General features: G+C 69.1%; 18 protein-coding genes. 8 read left to right on the plus strand and 10 right to left on the minus strand.

What is annotated here, in order from left to right; all coding sequences use genetic code 11:
- Positions 1–87: 87 nt before the first annotated feature.
- The 7 genes from GBZ26_RS13880 to GBZ26_RS13910 all read left to right on the plus strand — a co-directional run bounded on the left by GBZ26_RS13880 (position 88) and on the right by GBZ26_RS13910 (position 6,442).
- Positions 88–1,011 (plus strand): ABC transporter permease, encoded by a 924-nt coding sequence (locus GBZ26_RS13880; RefSeq protein ID WP_174439342.1) that lies wholly within the window; start codon positions 88–90, stop codon positions 1,009–1,011.
- A gap of 3 nt (positions 1,012–1,014) precedes the next feature.
- On the plus strand, positions 1,015–1,854 hold the full coding sequence (locus GBZ26_RS13885; RefSeq protein ID WP_174439343.1) for an ABC transporter permease: 840 nt from the start codon (positions 1,015–1,017) through the stop codon (positions 1,852–1,854).
- Between the two features lie 17 nt (positions 1,855–1,871).
- Positions 1,872–2,618, plus strand: coding sequence for an aspartate/glutamate racemase family protein (locus tag GBZ26_RS13890; protein ID WP_174439344.1), 747 nt, complete (start codon positions 1,872–1,874; stop codon positions 2,616–2,618).
- 14 nt (positions 2,619–2,632) lie between these two features.
- Positions 2,633–3,475 carry a GNAT family N-acetyltransferase gene (locus tag GBZ26_RS13895; RefSeq protein WP_174439345.1) on the plus strand — a complete coding sequence of 281 codons (843 nt, stop codon included), beginning with the start codon at positions 2,633–2,635 and terminating at the stop codon, positions 3,473–3,475.
- Between the two features lie 133 nt (positions 3,476–3,608).
- Entirely contained in the window at positions 3,609–4,001 is a 393-nt protein-coding gene (locus GBZ26_RS13900; RefSeq protein WP_174439346.1) for an RcnB family protein, read from the plus strand.
- Positions 4,002–4,119: 118 nt separating this feature from the next.
- Positions 4,120–6,075 carry an O-linked N-acetylglucosamine transferase, SPINDLY family protein gene (locus tag GBZ26_RS13905; protein WP_174439347.1) on the plus strand — a complete coding sequence of 652 codons (1,956 nt, stop codon included), beginning with the start codon at positions 4,120–4,122 and terminating at the stop codon, positions 6,073–6,075.
- A gap of 109 nt (positions 6,076–6,184) precedes the next feature.
- On the plus strand, positions 6,185–6,442 hold the full coding sequence (locus tag GBZ26_RS13910; protein WP_109071506.1) for a hypothetical protein: 258 nt from the start codon (positions 6,185–6,187) through the stop codon (positions 6,440–6,442).
- On the opposite strand, the gene GBZ26_RS13915 is transcribed toward GBZ26_RS13910, so the two are convergent.
- The 10 genes from GBZ26_RS13915 to GBZ26_RS13960 all read right to left on the minus strand — a co-directional run bounded on the left by GBZ26_RS13915 (position 6,412) and on the right by GBZ26_RS13960 (position 19,449).
- The gene (locus tag GBZ26_RS13915; protein WP_174439348.1) at positions 6,412–7,497 is read right to left on the minus strand and encodes a response regulator; all 1,086 of its coding nucleotides are present in this window, start codon (positions 7,495–7,497) and stop codon (positions 6,412–6,414) included. The genes GBZ26_RS13910 and GBZ26_RS13915 overlap by 31 nt on opposite strands.
- 230 nt (positions 7,498–7,727) lie before the next feature.
- Positions 7,728–8,477 carry a response regulator transcription factor gene (locus GBZ26_RS13920; RefSeq protein ID WP_174439349.1) on the minus strand — a complete coding sequence of 250 codons (750 nt, stop codon included), beginning with the start codon at positions 8,475–8,477 and terminating at the stop codon, positions 7,728–7,730.
- A 49-nt stretch (positions 8,478–8,526) separates the two neighbouring features.
- On the minus strand, positions 8,527–11,265 hold the full coding sequence (locus GBZ26_RS13925; RefSeq protein WP_343207278.1) for a response regulator: 2,739 nt from the start codon (positions 11,263–11,265) through the stop codon (positions 8,527–8,529).
- Positions 11,266–11,828: 563 nt separating this feature from the next.
- Positions 11,829–12,590 (minus strand): hypothetical protein, encoded by a 762-nt coding sequence (locus GBZ26_RS13930; protein ID WP_174439351.1) that lies wholly within the window; start codon positions 12,588–12,590, stop codon positions 11,829–11,831.
- A 147-nt stretch (positions 12,591–12,737) separates the two neighbouring features.
- On the minus strand, positions 12,738–13,511 hold the full coding sequence (locus GBZ26_RS13935) for a hypothetical protein (protein ID WP_174439352.1): 774 nt from the start codon (positions 13,509–13,511) through the stop codon (positions 12,738–12,740).
- A gap of 21 nt (positions 13,512–13,532) precedes the next feature.
- On the minus strand, positions 13,533–14,786 hold the full coding sequence (locus GBZ26_RS13940) for an ATP-grasp domain-containing protein (protein ID WP_174439353.1): 1,254 nt from the start codon (positions 14,784–14,786) through the stop codon (positions 13,533–13,535).
- Complete coding sequence (locus tag GBZ26_RS13945) at positions 14,783–15,583, minus strand: GNAT family N-acetyltransferase (RefSeq protein WP_174439354.1); 801 nt, start codon at positions 15,581–15,583, stop codon at positions 14,783–14,785. The genes GBZ26_RS13940 and GBZ26_RS13945 overlap by 4 nt, the downstream gene beginning before the upstream one ends.
- 1 nt (position 15,584) lies before the next feature.
- Positions 15,585–16,637: an ABC transporter substrate binding protein gene (locus GBZ26_RS13950; protein WP_174439355.1), complete on the minus strand. Its 1,053-nt coding sequence runs from the start codon at positions 16,635–16,637 to the stop codon at positions 15,585–15,587.
- Positions 16,634–18,613, minus strand: a complete 1,980-nt coding sequence (locus GBZ26_RS13955; RefSeq protein ID WP_174439356.1) for an MFS transporter — start codon at positions 18,611–18,613, stop codon at positions 16,634–16,636. Before GBZ26_RS13955 ends, GBZ26_RS13950 begins: the two co-directional genes overlap by 4 nt.
- A complete protein-coding gene (locus GBZ26_RS13960) occupies positions 18,610–19,449 on the minus strand; it encodes a hypothetical protein (RefSeq protein ID WP_343207279.1) in 840 nt (279 codons plus the stop codon). Before GBZ26_RS13960 ends, GBZ26_RS13955 begins: the two co-directional genes overlap by 4 nt.
- Positions 19,450–19,792: 343 nt before the next feature.
- On the opposite strand from GBZ26_RS13960, the gene GBZ26_RS13965 reads away from it, so the two are divergent.
- The coding region (locus tag GBZ26_RS13965; protein WP_174439357.1) for a response regulator at positions 19,793–20,203 on the plus strand (411 nt) is incomplete at its 3' end.

A 20,203-nucleotide genomic window follows, 5' to 3' on the forward strand; every position in this document is an offset into this window, starting at 1 on the left:
CCCCTCCCCTGCGAAGCGGGGGAGGGTCAGGGTGGGGGCAAGACTCTCCCACACCACAACTCCCCCACGGCACCGGACCCCTGCGCCATGACCGTCTCCGCCGTCCCATCCGAAGCGTCCAGCGCGTCCGCGACACCGCGGGGCGGCGGGGTGCGCCGTTCCGCGCTGCGCCGGGTCGTCCCCTACCTCCAGGCCGGGCCGCTGGCGCTGACGCTGCTGGTCTTCCTTCTGATCCCCATCCTGACCATCGTGACGGTCAGCTTCTGGGACTACGACAGCATCCGCATCTACCCGGATTTCGTGCTGACCAACTACGAGGAGCTGCTGACCTCCCCGGTCACCTGGAAGACCTACCTGAACACGGTGAAGTTCGCTGCGCTGACCTGGGGCATCACGCTGCTGATCGGCTTCACGGTCGCCTATTTCCTGGCCTTCCACATCCAGTCCACGACGTGGCAGATGGTGCTGTTCCTGGTCTGCACGATCCCCTTCTGGACCTCGAACATCATCCGCATGATCTCGTGGATTCCCTTCCTCGGGCGCAACGGGTTGCTGAATTCCGGGCTGATCTCCGCCGGGCTGATCGACCAGCCGCTGGAGTTCCTGCTCTTCTCTGACTTCGCGGTGGTGCTGGCCTTCGTGCACCTCTACGCGCTGTTCATGGTGGTGCCGATCTTCAATTCGATGATGCGCATCGACCGCGCCCTGGTCGAGGCGGCGCGCGACGGCGGCGCCAGCGCGGCGCAGGTGGTGTGGAACGTCATCCTGCCGCTGGCCAAGCCGGGCATCGCCATCGGCTCCATCTTCGTGGTCACGCTGGTGATGGGCGACTTCATCACCGTCCGCCTGATGAGCGGCGGGCAGAGCGCCTCGATCGGTCTGATGATCGCCAACGAGATCTCGCTGCTCCAGTACCCCGCCGCCGCCGCGAACGCGGTCGTTCTGCTGGCCGTGGTCCTCATCATGGTCGTGGCGATGCTGCGCATCGTCGACATCCGCAAGGAGCTGTAAGCGATGACCGGCACCGGCACCCGGCGCGGCCTGTCCTTCCACCTGCTCGCCGCCTTCTTCGGGCTGTTCGTCCTGTTCCTCTACGGGCCGATCGCCACCATCACCATCCTGTCCTTCCAGGGACCGGAGGGCGGGTTGACCTTCCCGATGAACGGCGTCTCCCTCCACTGGTTCAGGAACCTGTTCGAGCAGCAGGCGGTCGGCGATTTCGGCGGCTCCTTCCGCCGCTCCATCGCGCTGGGGCTGACGGTGATGGTACTGACGGTGCTGTTCTCGCTGCTCGCCGGCTTCGCCTTCCGCCGCCGCTTCCTGGGCAGCGGGGCGCTGTTCTATCTGGCGGTGGCGAGCCTGATCGTGCCGTCGATCCTGGTCAGCCTGGGCATCGGCCTGCTCTTCAACATCCTGGGGATCGAGCCGACCTGGTACGGCTCGGCGCTCGGCGCGCATCTGACCTGGACGCTGCCCTTCGGCCTGCTGATCGTCTTCGCCATCTTCAACCGCTTCAACCCGGCCTACGAGGAGGCGGCGCGCGACCTCGGCGCCACGCCCTGGCAGACGGTGCGGCATGTGGTGCTGCCGATCCTGCTGCCCAGCCTGATCGGCGTTGGGCTGTTCGGCTTCACCCTGTCCTACGACGAGTTCGCGCGCACGCTGATGACCGCGGGGTCCTTCAACACCCTGCCGCTGGAGATCTACGGCATGACCACCAACGTCACGACGCCGGTGCTCTACGCGCTGGGCACGCTGACGACGCTGTTCTCCTTCACCGTCATCGGCCTGTTCCTGGCCGGGGTGATGATCCTGCGCCGCCGCCGGCTGCGGCGGACCGGCGCCGCCGCTTGAGACACAAAGAGCCAACCATGCGCATCCTGGTCGTCAACCCGAACACCACCGCTTCGATGACCGAGAAGGCCGGGGCCGCCGCCCGCGCCGTCGCGGCGCCGGGGACGGAGATCGTCGCCGCCAACCCGGCCATGGGCCCCGCCAGCATCGAGGGCTATTACGACGAGGCGCTGGCCGTCCCCGGCCTGCTGGAGGTCATCGCCGCCCACGGGCGCACCGCACCGGGCATCGACGGCGTGGTGATCGCCTGCTTCGACGACGTCGGGCTGGACGCCGCGCGCTGCCTCTCCGCCGTTCCGGTGGTCGGCATCTGCGAGGCGGCGATGAAGACCGCCACCCTGCTCGGCGGGCGGTTCAGCGTGGTCACCACCATGCCGCGCTCCGTCCCGGCGCTGGAGCATCTGGCGGAACGCTACGGCGTGGCCGGGCGCTGCCGGGTGCGCGCCGCCGGCGTGCCGGTGCTGGCGCTGGAGGACCCGGCCTCGGGCGCCGTGGAGCGGGTGCGCGAGACCATCCGCCACGCCATCGCCGAGGATGGGGCGGAGAGCATCGTCCTGGGTTGCGCCGGCATGGCCGATCTGGCGCGCGCCCTGACCGGCGAGATGGGCGTGCCGGTGGTGGACGGCGTCACCGCCGCGGTGAAGCTGGTGGAGGGGCTGGCCGTGCTGGGCTTGCGCACCGGCAAGACCGGCGGTTACGCTTTCCCCCTGCCCAAACCCTACGCCGGGGACATGGCGCGCTTCGCCCCCGCCCCGCAGCCCTGAACCGGAGGGATGTCATGAAAGGCTACCGCGTGCGCGTGATGAGCCGGGCCGAGTTGGACCTGGCCGTGGACTGGGCGCGGGCGGAGGGCTGGAATCCCGGCCTGCACGACGCCGGGGCCTTCCACGCGGTGGACCCCGAAGGCTTCCTGATCGGGGAACTGGACGGCGAGCCGGCGGCCTGCATCTCCGTCGTCCGCTATCCCGAGAATTTCGGCTTCCTCGGCTTTTACATCGTGCGGCCCGAGCTGCGCGGGCGCGGGCTCGGCTGGGATCTCTGGCGGGCCGGGCTGAGACATCTGGAGGGCTGCACCGTCGGTCTCGACGGGGTGGTGGCGCAGCAGGACAACTACCGCAAGTCCGGCTTCGCGCTCGCTTATCGCAACATCCGCTATGGCGGCGCGCCGCCCGCCGGGACCTCCTCCGCCGCTTCGCTGGTGGACGCGCGGACGGTGCCCTTCGACCGGCTGCTGGACTGGGACCGCGCGCTGTTCCCGGCGCCGCGCGCCGGTTTCCTGTCCAACTGGATCGCGCTGCCCGGCGCCTCCGCGCTGGCCGCCGTGGTCGACGGGGCGTTGCGGGGCTTCGGGGTGATCCGCCCCTGCCACACCGGCAGCAAGATCGGCCCGCTCTACGCCGCCGACCGCGGCACGGCACGCGATCTGGCGCTGGCGCTCGCCGCCACGGCGGGCGACGGCCCGATCTTTCTCGACGTGCCGGAGGTCAACCGCGACGCCGTGCTGCTGGCGGAGGAGTTGGGCCTGACTCCGCAGTTCGAAACCGCCCGCATGCATCTCGGCCCCGCCCCGGCCATCGACACCGCGCGCCTGTTCGGTGTGACGACCTTCGAACTGGGCTGAAGAGGGACAGAGCTTTGCCGTAACAGTCCGTTACCAAACAGGGGGCCGCCGGACACACGCCGGCAACAGGGCGCGTGCAGCATCAGGGACATTGGGATCACGATCCCGGCCTGATGAGAAGAGGGACACCCCCATGTCGCGCATCCTGATCGCCGCCATGACCACCGCCTTGACCGCCGCCACCATGCTGGTCGGCCTGGGCACCCAAGACGCCTCCGCCGCCGGCTGGGGACCGGATCACCGGGAACCGCCGCGGATCGAGCGGGACCAGCGCGGACCCAATGCGCACCGCCCGGAAGCCAATCGCCCGCCCCCACTGGTCCACCGAGCGGCGCGGCACTGGAAGCCCGGCGACCGCCTGCCCGCCGTCTACGCGTCGCGGCGCTACGTCATCGCCACGCCCGCCGCCTATCATCTGCACCGGCCGCCGCGCGGCCATCATTGGGTCCGCGCCGGGTCGGACGCCGTTCTGGTGGCGTCGAGATCGGGGATCATGGTGCGGATCGTCCCAAGCCTCTTCCGCTGAAAAAGCGGCCCTTCCTTCATGGACGTGACCGGGCCGGGCGGTCTACTCTCCCCCGAGTTGCACCGCCCTTCTCCGCGATGCCCGCCCCCACGATGCCCGCCTCCACGATGGACGCTCCATGACGGACAGCCGCCGCACCCGGCCCTCGCTCACCGATGCCCTGACTCTGCACAACGACGGCCGCGGCGACGAGGCGGAGCGGGCGTACCGCCAAATCCTGAAGCGTGAGCCACGGAACCCCGACGCCTGGCATCTGCTGGGCGTGCTGCAGTCCGAGCGGGGCGATCACGACTCCGGCATCGCCAGCATCCGCACCGCCCTGTCCATCCGGGAAGCTTTGGAATACCACCTGAATCTCGGCTCCACCCTGCTCGATGCCGGCCGCATGGACGAGGCGCTGGACGCCCTGATGGCGGCTCTGCGCCTCGGCCCGGACCGGGCGGACATCCATTTCCGGCTGGGCAACCTGTTCCGCCTTCAGCGGCGGCCCAACGAAAGCGTTGCCGCCTACCGTCAGGCTATCGCGCTCCAACCGGGCTTCGTAGAAGCGCTGAACAATCTCGGCTCGTTGTTCCTGGAGGTCGGGCAGACCGACGCCGCCGTTGCCGCCTTCACCGACGCCATCCAGGCGGCACCGGCCAACGCCCAGTCCCACGGCAACCTTGGCTACGCCCTGGACCTGCAGGACCGGCTGGGCGAAGCGGCCGCGGCCCACCGCGTCGCCCTGGCCTTCCAGCCCGATTTCGCCCTGGCCTGGTCCAACCTCGGCAACACCCTGAAGGGACAAGGTCATCTGAAGCAGGCCATCGCCGCCTACCGCTCGGCGCTGACGCACCGTCCGGATTTCCCGATGGCGCACAGCAACGTGCTGATGGCGCAGCATTATGTGCCGGAGTGTGGAAACGCCGACTTCCTCGCCGCCGCCCGCGACTGGGCCGAACGAAGCGGTGGCGCCCCGGTCACCGCTCCGGTGGTCCGCGACGACGGCTCCCGCCCGCTGCGCATCGGCTACGTCTCCAGCGACTTCAACAGCCACCCGGTTGGCTATTTCCTGGAAAGCGTCCTCAAGGCGCACGACCGCAACGCGGTCACCGCCTTCGGTTACGCCAACAACGGTCGCACCGACGACGTGACGGAAAGCCTCCGCGCGGCCGCCGATGGATGGCGCCCGATCGTCGGCATGGACGACGGGACGGTGGCGGAGTTGATTCGCCGGGACGGCATCGACATCCTCGTCGATCTGTCCGGCCATACCGGAAACAACCGCCTGACCCTGTTCGCCCGGCGGCCCGCCCCCATCCAGGCAAGCTGGCTCGGCTATTTCGGAACCACCGGCCTGCCGGCCATGGACTGGATCATCGCTGACCGCCACGTCCTGCCGCCGGGAGAGGAGCGGTTCTTCACCGAGAAGGTCTGGCGCCTGCCCGACAGCTACCTGTGTTTCACCCCACCGGCGGAGGATGTGCCGGTCGGGCCGCTTCCCATGCTCGGCGGCGGGCCGGTCACGCTCGGCGCCTTCCACAACCGGGCCAAGATCACCCGGCCGACCGTCGCGCTGTGGGCGCAGGTCCTGACCGCCCTGCCGCAAGCCCGCCTGCTCTTGAAATCGCGGGAGTTCGCCGATTACGGTGTGCGGCAGGCTCTGCGCGACCAGTTCGCCGCGCACGGCGTCGCAGCGAACCGCTTGCGCATGGAAGGAAAGACGCCACGGGCGGACTATTTCAACAGCCACAACCGCATCGACCTCGCGCTCTCCCCCACTCCCTTCGGCGGCGGGACGACGACGGCCGAAAGCCTGTGGATGGGCGTCCCGGTGGTGACCCTGCGCGGCGACCGCTGGGCGGGGCGGATCGGGGTCAGCTTCCTGGAGACGCTGGGCCTCGCCGACCGGCTGGTGGCGGACAGCCCGGATGACTACGTCGCCAAGACCGCCGCGTTGGTCGGCGACCCGGAGTCCCTGGCTGCGCTGCGCGCCGGACTGCGGGAACGCATGCGTCAATCACCGTTGTGCGACGCGCCGGCCTTCGCCCGGTCGCTGGAGGAGGCCTATCGGTCGATGTGGCACGCACCGTAAGGGGACCAAGGCTATACCAAAGGAAGTCCTTCCGATACGCCCTGGCACAACGGCGCCGACCATGCGTTGAAAGGTCCGACGACGCAGCGGAAGCGAGGCCGAGACGCCGATGATGAAGGATCCCAAACAGATCGCGCGGGTTGCCCTGCAATCGGCCCGCGTCAATGTCGAGGTCTACGAGGCCTGCGGCCTGATCGACACGCCGTCGGCCCACGGCCTGCGCTACAAGATCGCCGTGCAGGCCAGCGACGTGAACGGCGACGAGTGCCGCTTCCCCTCCTGCGCCTGCCCCTGGCCGGACTGCTCCCGTCAGGCGGAAGCCGGAGCGGCGGACGGTCAGCCCAGCGGCCCGACCGTCTCCACGTAACGCTCCATGGCGGCCACGCCCTCTTCGGTCAGCTCGATGAAGACGCGGCGGCCGTCCTTGTCGTCGGCGATGCGCCGGACCAGCCCGCGCTCGTGCAGGTCGGTGATGCGGCGCAGCGCCGTGGTCTGCGCCACGCCGGACGCGATGCACAGCGAGGATACGGAAATCCGCCGCCCCTGGAGATGATTGATCATCAGGTCCAGCAGCATGTCCCAGCAGGGGTCTTCGAACAGGCCCTTGGGGAAGAACTTCTCGCGGGCGGCGCGTTTGCGACGGATCGCCGTCAGAATGCCAAGGCTGTCCGGCGCGCCGCCATCGGAAGCCGTTTCGCAAACGGGTTGAGCCGCGGTCGTGATCGCCGCAGGAGAGGTCGCTGGGGCGGTCGCCGCGCGATGGGCCGCCACGAAGGGCATCACGCGGGCCGCCGCGGCCTCTCCGCGTAGGGCGCGCACCGTCTCGACCAGCGCCAGCCCATGGCGGTAGGCCTGCTCCAGCGCGTCGTCATGGCTGCCCATCGAGACCGGCGGCCGATCCGGGACCGACGATGCGACGCTCTCCCCGCCATTGAGGACACGGGCGAGCGCGCGTTCGATCTGCGCTCCATCCTCCGGGTCGGTCACCACGTCGGCAGCATCGAGCCGCAAGGCGCGCACCACGTCGTCCGCCTCGGGGTTGCGGGCGAAGAGAATGCAGGCGAGGCCGCGGTGGGTGCGGTGCAGCCGTTCCATCAGCGCCAGCCCGTCGAACCAGGGCGACCCGCCGTCCACGAACACGACGCCGACGCTGCGGTCCACATCAAGCAGGCCCAGGGCCGAGATGACGTCGCGCGTGTCCTGCACCCGGTGGCCAAGCCGCAGGGCACAGTCGCGGATCCCGGCGATGGCCGCGCTGTCGTTGCCGATGATCAGAATGGAAGGCGCCGCCGCGTAACTCGGTGCCGGGTAACTCGGTGCCAGGCAGTCCGCAGCCGTTTGACTGGCCGCCTTTTGACCAGCCGCCAAATGACCAGTCAGCGCGAGACGCTCCGCCGAACGCGATACCAGGGACCGTTGCATGCCGCTCTCACCCGCATCAGATCGCACGCCGGTTGGCCGGCGGCGGTGTCAGGCCCGGCGCGGCGACCCGATGCGGCGGAACGTTCCGCCATCTCCAGGTACCCGCTTGGAACCGTCAATCATTCGTTGGGTGATGTATAGCATTACCCCGTTCGAACGCGTATCAACGGCGGTTGATACTTTTCCCTCGGAGCAACATGCGGTTTATTATTGCATATTAATCATTATCGTCATGATTTGTCAGATTCCAACGCATAACCAACTCCACGGACGGTAATGATCGGCGAGGCCGCGCCGTCCTCCAGCCGCATCTTGCGGCGCAGCCGGGTGATCAGCGTGTCCACTGTGTGCTCGCTGATGGAGCGCGGGTCACGGTTGCTGATCACGTCCAACAAATATTCGCGGCTGACCGGGTTGGGCCGCATGGCCGCCAGCGCCGCCAGGATGTTGAACTCCCCCGTCGTCAAAGCGAGGTAGGAACCGTCGGGACGGAACAGCGCACGGCGCACCAGATCCAGGCGCCATCCCCGGAAGGTCAACGGCGCATCGGGCGCCGCAACCGCCGCACTCTCGGCGGGCACGGGCGGACTCGCGGATGCACCGGAGCGGCGCAGCAGGTTGCGGATACGGATCAGCAGTTCCAGCAGGTCGACCGGCTTGGTCACATAGTCGCCGCCGTGGGACAGTCCGGCGATGCGGTCGGTCGGGCTGTCGCGACCGGTCACGAAGATCAGCGGAACGGTTTCCCCCAGCCGCAGCCGCTCAGCCAGGGCCAGCCCGTCGCAATCCGGGAGATTGATGTCCAGCAGCACGAGATCGGGCCGGTCTCCCGTGATGCGTGCGGTCAGTTCCGCCCCATTCGCGGCCCGCAGCACCCGCAGCCCCTGATGCTCTAGATAGGTTGCGATCAAATCCTGCGTCTCCGGGGAGTCCTCGACCACCAGCACGGTCCGCCCGACCAGCTCCGATCCGACGCTCATGATGCCCTGCCCGCCGTTGCCGTTTCCGCCGCAACAACCCCCGTCGCCGTCATGTCAGTCCCGCCTCCCCTTTTTCGATGGCGCGCAGGGCGGCGTGAAGCCGGTCCCGCAGCGCCGCCACGTCCCCTTGCATGGAAACGCCGCCCTCTTTTCCGCTTTCGACGGCCTGCGCCGTCCGCTCCAACTCCCGCGCCGCGGCGCTCACCTCCGGAAAGCCATAGGTTCCGCCACTTCCCTTCATACGGTGCGCCGCGTCGACAACACGCCGGGCTGGCGATGCCTCATCGTCGAGAACCGCCAGCACCTCCCGGCAGGCCTGGGCGAAACGGTCCATCAGCCGGGCGCGGTCGGCGCTGGACAGCCCTCCTGTGACGGGCGCACCCGTGAGCGGCGCATGCTTGATGTCGAAGGACGGAGCTGGCGCGCAGGCACCGGATGGCGCGTGGCGGGCGAGCGCATCCTGAAGCGCATCGGGGTCCACCGGCTTCGCCACCACCTCGTCCACGCCGGCGTCCAAATAGTCCGCCCGGTCCTCCGGAGAGCTGTTGGCGGTCACCGCGATCACCGGCACCAGCGCCCGCTCGGCGTCGGACAGCGCGCGGATGCGCCGCGTCACCTCCACCCCGTCGATGCCCGGCAACCGCATGTCGAGCAGGACGACATCCACGGCGCGGGTGGACAGGATCGCCAGGGCCTCCTCGCCGCTTTCCACATAGACGGCGCGGTGGCCGCCGGGCGCCAGAAACTCGCGAAGGACGGCCTGGTTCTCCGGCGCGTCCTCAACCACCAGGATGTCCAGACTGCCCGGAACGGGCATCGGAGCGGCGCGGTCCGGCGAGGGATCGGCAACCGGCAACGGGCGTGTCGGCAGCGAAACGGTGAAGAGGGAACCGCCGCCCGCCCGGCCCTCCAGGCAGATGTCGCCCCCCATCAGCCGCACCAGCCCGTCGACGATGGCAAGGCCAAGCCCGGCGCCGTCGCGGCGGTTGCCTTCCAGGCGGTTCCCCTCCAACCGATGGAAGGGCTCGAAGATGATCGCCTGCGCCGCCCGCGGCACGCCGGGACCGCTGTCCGCCACGGTCAGGCACAGAACAATGGTCCCGCTTGCCAAGCCCTCCGGCGCCGGCTTCGCGTTCAGCGTCACCTCCACGCCGCCGCGCTCGGTGAATTTCACGGCGTTGCTCAGCAGGTTCAGAATGATCTGACGCAGGCGCAATGGATCGATCCAAAAACGCGCCGCCCCCAGCCCTCTGATCGTAAGAGACAGGTCGATGCCCTTTTCCTCGGCACCAGCGCGCATCAGCGCCACGGCGTCCTCCACCAGCGCGACCACATCGGTGGGCTGAGGATGCAGTTCCATTCGGCCCGCCTCCAGCCGCGACAGGTCGAGGATGGTGTCGAGCATGGAGACCAGATGCCGCCCCGCCCCGTCCGCGACGCGCAGCCGTTCGTCCAGCTGGTCGGTCGGCCCCTCGCGGCGGATCACCCGCACCATGCCCAGAACGGCATTCAGCGGCGTCCGAACCTCGTGGCTGAGGTTGGCGAGGAAGCGTTCCAGCGTCGCGGACTTATCCGACAGGGCGCGGGTGCGCTCGGCGATCTGGCGCTCCAGCCCCTCGTTGAGGGCAGCCAGTTCCTGCGACAGCCGGCGCTCGTTGAGGAAGGCCGTCTCCACCCGCCGCCCCAGCACAAGCGCGTGGCTGAACAGGAACAGCAGCGCGCCGTAGGGCACGAGGTCGATGCTCTCGAAGAAATGCGCGTACATCAGCGCGTCGTGCACCACCGACCCCAGGAAGGCCAGCGCTCCCGCCCCCAGCAGCAGCGCGCCGGAATGGCGGCGCAGGGCAGCCACGGCGAGGCGCCACGCGAAGTACAGCGCCGACAGCACCAGCAGCAGGCTCGCCACGTCGCGCAGCTTGGTGAATTGCGCCGGTTCGGTCACCAACACCAGGAACATACCGGGCACGGCCACCGCCATCATGGCGCGCCCCACCCCACGGTGCAGGCAGCCGGGAAACAACTCGCGCAGCAGGTGGAAGTAGATCGGGTAGAACAGGTAGATCGGCAAATATTCCAGCCGGTACGCCCACACCTCCGACACGCCGGGGACGAAGACGCGCAGCAATTCGCTGGTGCAGATCAGCCTCATGGCGCAGGCGGCCAAAAGCATCACCAGGAACAGCGGGGCCGCCGAAAGGCGGCGGCGCAGGAAGGCGCCGATGAACAACGCCATCAGCGACAGCGACATCAGCGCGCCGGCGTTGGTCATCAACTGCCGCTGCCACAGCCGCGACAGCCCGCCATTGGCGTCGAGATAGATCGTGCGCCCGATCCCGCCTTCGAAATGGAAGTGGTTGGACACCTCGACCGCCAATTCGATGATCCGCTGCCCGCCGTGCAGCGTGACGAAGCGGGAAACGGAGGCCGGCTGCTCCTGCGCGGCGGCCAGCGCCGGCACCCCCGCCGCCGCGACCGGGCGGCCATCCACCCACACCCGCATGGCGGAATTGACCGGCGGCATCTTGAGCGTCAACGGCGGCATGCCAGGCGGCAGCAAAATCTTCAGGCGGAAGGTGGCGGCGCCAAACCCGTCCATCTCCCGGCCATCCAGGCGCTCGGCTCCGTTCCAGATGGCCGGCAGGGTGAAGGGCGTCCAGAGCGCCCCATCCGGCTCCGGCAGCGGATTCAGGCTTTCCTCACCGGCCAGACGGCCCCAGGACACCAGCCATTCACCGTCCAGCGAGACCGGTCCGTCGAGGTCGGCGTACCAGCCGCGCAGATCGAGCACGCCACGCTCCGCCGACGGCAGGACGGTGGCCAGGGCCGGAGCGATGCAAAAAAGTCCAAGGAGCAGAACCGCACCCAACCATCGGCCGACACGCACAAAGAAGGCGCTTACGGACGGCATGACGGCAGGCGGCAGAGGCACCGGGGCAAAGTTCCTTCGACTGGCGCAAGGCACATGCCGCGGCCTGACCCGCAGGTCGAATGGCACCGAGCCAATCCCATCATGAGAGATATCGCAAAACGGTCGTTGCGGAAATACCGATGCACCCAGGCATTTAAAGCCGAAACCCCATGAAACCGAAACCGGCCACGCTGCGAAGTATAATCAGCCATCGACGCAACAACGACTCAGAAATTCGCAACAAGCTTCATCAATCGTAAATCCTATAGAAAATGTGGATTTAACCTTCCGGTCGGTGGCTCGGCCTGTATTTGGCTCCGACCGTCAAACACGGCATTTTCAACAGAACCCGCTAATGGACGGGCGTCCGGAATCGCCTGAACAACGGCGAATGTCCGGACGCCTCACCCTTTGCACCCGATCGGCCGCCACGCTGGGCGCGGTCAGGCCATGGCCTTCATCTGCTTGTCCATGCGGGCGAGCACGGCCATCACCTCCTTGCAGCGGCTCTTCACATCCTCGTCGGTCTCCGGGATGCCGTCCTGCGAGGAGATGTTGCGCCAATCTTTCAGGAAAGCCTTCAACTCGGGCATCTTCGGCAGCTGGGTGCCGACGCCGCGGATGTCCTCCTTCCACAGGTCCTGGTAATCGCTCACCGTCTTCGCGGACTTCAGCTTCTTCGCCAGGGAGAGCATATATTTTTCCAGGATCTCCCGCCCCTTGGCGCGCACCTTGTCGGCCTTCTCGATGGCGTCCTTCATGCCCTCGTAGTCATCGACGATCTTGTCGCCGAGCGAGGATTGATTAAAGGCGACGAAGAGCTGGTCGGCGGCCTTGGCCACCTTCTCCGCATGGGCTGCGGAGTCCTTCGGAATCAGCTTGTTCGACTTGAACTTCTTCGCCGTCGCCTCGGCCAGATCACGGAGCTTCTGGAGCTGGGTGCGCAGCGGCTCGACCGAGCGCTTGTACTCCGCCCGCGCCTCGTCCAGCAGCGAGTCGAGATCGTCCAGCGTCGCGTTGCTGGGAGAGTTCATCGACACGCTCAGCTTCTTCCAGTCGATGGCGCCATGCGCCTTGTCCACCGCCTTCATCGCGTCGCCGATGCCGGTCTTGCCGGCGATCTTGGCGATGGCGCCCTTCTTCTTGTCCCAGTCCTTCTGGGTCAGGATGTCCGGGATGTCGATGCGCTTCAGGGGACCACCCATGTCTCAGCTCCTCCGCTTAACCAAGTCTTCACCCTATCGTCGGGCATGGTATGAGGCGGCCGGCGCGCCCGGAATCGGCGATTGCTCCTCTCCCGTCCCTACCGGGGATGATTGGGTCCAAAACGGCGGCTTCGCCCGGCGCTCCCGTCACCGCCCGCCCACCAGCTGCACCACGCCCTTGCAGACGGTGGCGAACTCCTTGATGAGGTCGGTGATCTGGCGGGCGGTGTAGTCGGGCGGCACGCTCATCGGCGGCCCGTCGCCGCCCTGCCCGGCCCAGGGGGCGAGCTTCCGGCGGTAGAAGTCCGGGTCGGCGCGCAGCCCGTCCAGCGCCTTCGCCGCGGCGAGCTGGGTCGCGAGATCGCGGGCCAGCGCCGGGAACAGCTCGTTGTAGGTCTCCGGCGTCGGCTTGGCGCGCACCTTGGCGACCCCGGCGGCGGCGCGGGCCAGCGCGCCGTTGATGTTCGCCTCCCACCATTTCTGCGCGCGTTCCGCCGACGCGGCGTCCTTCTCGGCCTGGGCGGCCTGCGCCTTGGCGCGGTCGGCGTCCGCGCCGATGGCGGCCTCAAGATCGGCGAGGTCCTTGGCGAGCGCCTTCATCGCCCGCTCGCAGGCCGCCGCCGCGGCCTTGTCGCCACGACCGGCCACATCCTCGTCCAGCGCCTTCGCCAGCGCGGCCAGATAGGCCTTGCGCGCCTTCACGGCGTCCTTCCCGGCGGCGACGAGATCCTTTGCGGCCTCGTCACCGGTGGTGCCGGCGCGGTGGACGGCGTCGCCGGCCTTCAGCGCCTTGACCAGCGCGACGTCGCCGTTCAGCGCGGCGGCGACCGCCTTGGCGTCCTTCGCCCGGTGCTTCGCGGTCGCGGCCTCGAAGCGCTTGCGGGCCGCGGCCCAGCGCTGCTCGTAAGGGACATGCGCCATTGCCGCCCGCCCGCTCCGACGCTACGCGACGGTCGGCTGGAGGCGGTCCTCCAGCGAACGGATGGCGGCCCAGTCGCGCTCGAACACGGCGCGGTCCGGATGCGCCAAGTAGATTTTCGCCAGCACCTGCGTCAGATCGAGCGTCGGCACCACCTCGTCCCCAACCCGCGGCACGAGGCCGTAGCCGCGAACGCTCGCCATCCCGTCCAGAATGGAGAGGTCCGGCAGCGCCTCCACACGTCCCGACACCAGCACCGGCAGGTAGAGGACCATCGCGTCGGCCTGGAAGCGGTAATGGCCGTCGAGCCGCGGTCCGACCGCCGCCGCCCCGTCGAAGGCGTCGACCAGCAGATCGACCTGATCGTGCCCGGTGCCCGCCGCGATGCCGGTGGTCGAGCCGGCCGGCCCCATGGCGCGCGCCGCGATCTCCACCAGCGCCGGGCCGCGGGCGGTCATCCGCACCTCGGCATGGCCGGCGCCGTCGGTGATCTCCAGCGCGTCGAGCACCCGGCGGATGTAGGCCATCAGCGCCTGCGCCACCGGCTCTTCCGGCGGCAGAAGCCGGTAATAATCGTAGACGAAGGGGGACCCGTTCAGCGCCCGCTTGGCGGACAGCAGCACGTCGCAGACATAGTGGCGCCCGCCGCGGCTGACCGTGTTGACGACGTATTCGAGCCCGTCGAGGTAGGTCTGCACCAGAACCCGCTCGTTGGCCGAACCGCAGAAGTCGCGGCTGCCCAGGATGGCGTCCACCGCCGCGCGCAGCTGCGCGGGGGCGTCGCAGAAATAGACATGGTCGGTGGAGGCGCTGGCCATCGGCTTCGCCACCACGGGCCAACCCGCCTGCGCCGCCCACTCCACCGCCTCCGCGGCGCCGGTCGCCATGGTCTGGCGGGCGGTCAGCAGGCCGGCGGCGGCCAGCCGCTCGATCATCATGAACTTGTTGCGGCGCGCGGCGGTCAGCTTCGGGCTGTTGCCCGGCGTGCCCAGAACGGCGCCCAGCGCGTCAGTCAACTCAACCGCGGACTCGTTGCCCGGCAGGATGAAGGCCGGGGCCAGCGGGCGCAACCGCTCGGCCAGCGCATCGAGATCGCCGTCATGGAGGATGTGCGCCGCGAAGTCGTCGGGCTGATAGCTGCGCAGCAGCGACGGGGCAAGGTCCGGGCGGCTCTGCACCGCGACCACGTCGTAGCCCCGCGCGCGCAGGCGCGGCGCCAGAAGGATGCCGGTGGAATAGGGGTCGACGACGACCGCCGTCTTGCCAGGGACGCTCATGGCGTGACCTCCAGCGCGGCATCCTGCGGCAGGGGGGCTTCGGACAGGGCCGGCACCGCCTCCACCGGGCGCGCGTAGGTGACCAGCGGCACGGGACCGTCCAGTTCCACCGACCGCCCGACCCAGCCGGCCTCGATCACCGCCCGCTGCTCGTCCAGTTCCGGCACGGCGAAGACGCGCTCGCTGCCCGGCACCCAGGCGGGCGGCGCCGCCCCCAGGTCGCGGTGCAGCAGGTAGCGCAGCCGGCCGCTGGCGTGCATGACCAGCACCCGCCGCACCAGGAAGCCGCCGGCCAGCAGGTTCGCCAGGCTGCGCGGGTTTGACAGGGCGACGCGCGAGAACAGGTGCGGGCGCCCGGCCCCCAGCGCATGGAGCGTGCGCAAAGTCACCAGCAGCCGTTGCAGCCCGTTGCCGCGGAAGTCCGGGTGGACCATGCAGCTCGCCATGTGGGCGGTGGCGGTGACGGCGGGGCGCGTGCCCGGCAGGTCGTCCACGAAGGCCGGCATGCCCGGCTGCGGCAGGCCCAGGATGGCGCAGCCGATCAGCCGACCCTCGGCCTCCAGCCCCAGCGTCACGCCGCGCTCGCCCAGATGCAGCCCGGCGAACTCCGGCGTTTCCGGGAAATAGGCGTCGATGTCCGGCAACTGCCCGAAGATGTAGCCGCGGAATGCCTCCAGCGCCGGCAGGTCGGCGGGGCCGAGGAAGCGGATGCGGTAGGGAACGCAGACCGGCTCGCCGCACCGGACGCGCAGCATGCCCGTGTGGACCGTCTGTTCGGGGGATGAGAGGACCGTCATGTCAGGCGTCCTGGACGATTTCGGCGATGTTGAGCAGGCGCATCGGCGGATAGAGGTCCAGCTGCTTGGCCGCCCCGATGCGCAGAAGCAGGGAGAAGCGGTTCAGAGTCTCCACCGGGATGGTGTCGGCTGGCTTGGCCCCGGTCAGGATCTCCACCGCCTTCAGCCCGGCGAAGCGCCCGACGTTGACGGCCGGGCTGACCAGCCCCATCAGCAGGTTGGCCCGTCGGATCGGCAGCTCGGTGGAGCAGAAGGTGGCCAGCCGGTGGGCCAGCGCCTGCTCCGCCACCACGGCGTTGTTGTTGGAGGCGACCAGCGTGTCCGGACCGATGTAGACCAGCTCCGCCCCGGCGCGAGCCGCGTCGGCGATCAGGTCCGGGATGGCGGCGGCCTGCGGCGCGCCGGAGGCGTCGCGCGGCAGCGCGGCGTCGTGGATCTCCACCCCCTGCCGGGCGGCCTCCTCCTTCAGGTCGCGCACGGCGACGACCATGTTGTCCTCGGCCGGGTTGTAGACCGCGGCGATCTTCTTCCAGCGCCGGTAGGACAGCATCGTCTTCATCTGCACCGCGGCCGGCGCGATGTGCCGCGTGCCGGTGACCGCGCGCCCCGGACGGTCGAGCGCGCGCACGACCCGCGAGGCCACCGGGTCGGTGACCGAGGTGAAGACCACCGGCACGTCGGTCAGGAAGCGCGACGGGTCCGGATCGTCGTAGCGCCCGACCGCTCCCAGCGTCAGCGGCGTGAAGACGGTCACCACCAGATCGGGCTTGGACGCCCGGATCTCCGGCAGCAGCGTCGGCATGGCGGAGGCCTGCGGCACCTCGCGCACCTCCACCGTGGCGGACAGGCCGCTCGACGCGATGAAGTCGCGCAGGCCCAGCACGTCGCCCACATCCTTGCGCGGGGTCAGCACGACGATGCGCGCCGGCTTGGCGGCGGTGAAAGTCCTGGCCGCCGGACCGAAGGACGGCTGCGCAAGGGCCGGAAGGCCACCGGCCGCCAGCGTTCCAGCGGTGAGGGCTCCCGTCAGGACGGTGCGGCGGGACAGGCTCATGCGGGGGTCCTCTGCGGAAGGTCGGCGGCGGGCGGACGCGGGCGGAACAGGGTGCTCAGCAGCAGCTGCACGGCGACGCACGCCGCCAGCACCGCACCGATGCCCTTCAGCGCCCCGGCGTAGCCGTAATGGGCCAGGAACAACCCGGCCAGGAAGGGAGCGATGACCGAACCCAACCGCTCGATCAGGCGGAACATGCCGATCACCGTGGTCTCGCCCAGCGCCGCCCGCTCCTTGACGCAGACGTCGGCGAGCATGGCGAGCTGCGGCGCGCCGAGCATGGCGTGCGCCACCCCCAGCAGGGCGACCCCGGCCAGCGCCGTGCCGAGCGACCCCGGCATCGAGAGCACCCAGGCCGCTCCGGCGGCGACCAGCCCGCCCATCACCAGGAAGCCGATGCGTTGGCCCGAGCGGTCCGACAGCTTCGCCGCCATCGGCGACACCACGATCATCAGCAGCCAGTAGAGCAACAGCACGCGGCCGATCCAGGACTGGCTGACCCCCTGGTCGTCCAGCGCCAGCGGCAGCAGGAAGAACAGCAGCGCCGTCAGCCCCAGCTTGGCCGGGACCGCGCTGAAGACGGCCAGCCCGACGAAGCGCGGGTTGCGCAGGCACAGCACGGCGTCGGCCAGACGCAGGCCGCGGCTGGATTTCGCCTGCGCCGCACGCACCCGCGGCAGCACCTGCCACGCCATGAAGGCGGCCAGCAGCGCCAGACCGGCGGAGATCAGGAAGGTCGTGCGGAAGCCCACCTGCCCAGCGATCACGCCGCCGATGGCCGGGCCGCAGACGCCGGCGCTGAGGATGCCGCCAGCGTACATGGCGATGGCCTGGGCGCGCTGCTTGGGGTCGGTGGCGTCGATGACGAAGCCCTGGGCCGAGATGAAGACGCTGGCGTAGCCGACGGCGGTCAGACAGCGCGCGACAATGAGCTGGATGAGGTCGGTGGCGAGGCCGGAGCCGACCAGACCGACGAAGGACAGCAGCGCCCCGCCAAGGAACACGGCCCGCCGCCCGCGCCGCTCCGACACGCTGCCGGCGATCGGCTGGCTGACCGCCCAGAGCAGCATGAACAGGGCGATGGGCGCGCCGATGACCATCTCCATCGACAGGCCGGGCACCGGCTCGAACAGTTGCTTGATGTAGACGGACAGGAAGGTGCGGGTCAGCTCCTCCGCCAGCGAGAAGATGAAGATGGCGAAGCGCAGCTCCACCACCCGCTGCATCATACCGATCTTGGTCATCGCCTGCTCGGAGGCGGTCATGTCGGCCTTGTGCTGCACGCTGTCCAGCGCCCAGTCGACGGCGCGCGACAGCTCGCCCACCTCGTCGCGGTTGCGCAGGGCGACGCGCACGCCGAGATGCCCGTCGGCGGCCTGCTTCATCACCGCCGTCACCCGGCGCAGCGGCGCCGCGACGGAGGAACCGACGACCAGCAGCAGAATTTCGATGTTCAGCAGAATGGCGACGATCAGCACGGAGCCGAGGTCGAACACCACCTCGTTCATGGCCGAGCGGACATAGCCGGAATCGACGCCGACATGCAGCCGCGCCGCCTCGTTCCCCTCCAGCGCCAGGACGGTGTCGAGGAATTGCGGGGACTCGCCCTCCGGCAGGGCGTCGGCAACGGTCAGCCGGTTGGCGGACCGCGCCTCCTCTGTCCCGGAAAAGGCGTAAAGGCGCCCATCGATCTCCAGCGCCAGATACTTCACGTCCGGGTTGGCGGCCAGCGCGTCCGACAGCAGCTCGTCCACCCCGACCAGCTTGTCCAGCTCGAAACCCAGCGCCACCGCGCGGTCGATCTGCGCCACCACGTAGGACCCGACGACCTCGGCCTTGCGGGCCAGCTCGGGCTCGATCAGCGGGCGGAACAGCGTGTTGACGTGGTTGGTCTGGACGGCGAGGCTGACCAGCATCAGGACGGACACGACGCCCGTCAGCATCCAGTTCAGGCGGCGGATGAAGGACAGCTTCATGGCGTGACTCCCGCCGGGCGCGCGGTCTCCGCCGCCGGACCGGCGGGCTGGGGATGGTCCTCCTCCGCGCCGTGCTGCTGCTGTTCCAGGATGCGGTCGGCGAAATCCTTCAGCCCGGGGGCGAAGGCCGCCAGCTCCGGGGTGAGATTGGGCGGCTCGCCCATGCCCAGCATGTTGATGCTGGCGGTCATCTCGCGCAGACGCCGCTGGATCGGGCGCAGCAGCAGCCAGACCGCGATCATGGTGACCAGCAGTCCGGTCAGCAGATTGATGCCGCCGGACAGCAGCAGGTCCGGGATGGTGCCGCGGATGCCCGCCTGCACCTCGCCCAGCGAATAGGTCAGGGCGACGCCGCCGGCCACGCCGCCGAAGGCGTTGCGGATGCCGAGCAGGAGCGCCTGGCTGTCGCCGTCGGCGACGGCCGCCACCCGGTCGGACTTGCCGTCGCGGACGAAGGCCGCCTTCCAGCCGGCGGGGATCGTCCCGATCGGCCCGCCGCGGCCCGCCGCCGCCAGCACCTCGCCCGTGTCGGTGAACAGAACCAGACCGGTGATGCGGTCGTCCCGTGCCATCGCGCGCTGGATCAGCGCGTCGAGATTGCGCAGGGCGGTGATGGACACGCCGAGGCTGACGGCGCCTTCGACCTCCCCCGCCAGCCCGCGCAAGGCGACGGTGAAGCGGGACGCCACGGTGTCCTCCACCATGCGCTCCATCTTCAGATAGGAGAGCGCCGCGGTGGAGAGCAGCGCGAAACAGAGCGCCACCTGCAGCAGCAAAATGATCTTGGTCGTCAGGGTCAGGCGCATGGGTCCGGTGCCGGCAAGGGGTGCGGCCACCTTACGCGCATCGCCCGCACCGCCGTTTCCGAGACGGGTCCAGTCTGGAGAAGACCCCGCCGACATGGCTCCGCTCCGGCCCGACCCCGCCTGACGCGCACCTTTGCCCACCGCACTGCAACCGAAAAGGGCAATCCGTTGAATTTGACTTATCAAACCAAGAATAAGCGGCGCTGCAAATCGGCAGTCTTATGCCATTCCGCCTAACCCATCAATTTTTTACGGAATTTCGAGACATTTTTCGATTGCTCTATTTTGGACCATGATTGCATCCATGATGGTTTGCTTTGCGTGGTAATCCATAAGCACAGCATTCCATGTACCCAACGGGGGAAGGGCTTCGATGCGGATCGAGTTGGAGCGACCCTTGGCGTGGCCGGTGCGCCCGGTCCAGACCACCACCGGACTTCATGTTTCGGCGACGTCCATTCTGATCGCCTGCGCCGACCGCGCGCTGGGCATCGGCATGCACGACGCCTTCGAACGCAATGGCCACCGCATCCATGTGACCCACGACCCCATCGCGGCGCTCGACACGCTGGAGGCGGACGGCAGCATCGGCATCGTGGCGGTGGAGTTGGCCCTTCCCCATTTCGACGGGCTGGCCCTGGTCGAGCGGATGCGCAAGAGCGTGCAGCGGCATCTCCAGGTCATCGTCGTCGCCCCCGACGCCACGGCCGCCGACGTCGTCCGCGCCATGCATCTGCGCGCGGCGGATTTCGTCAGCGATCCGCAGGACGGCAGCCAGCTCCAC

The sequence above is a fragment of the Azospirillum formosense genome (genome assembly GCF_013340925.1).
In the GTDB taxonomy this organism is placed as follows: domain Bacteria; phylum Pseudomonadota; class Alphaproteobacteria; order Azospirillales; family Azospirillaceae; genus Azospirillum; species Azospirillum formosense.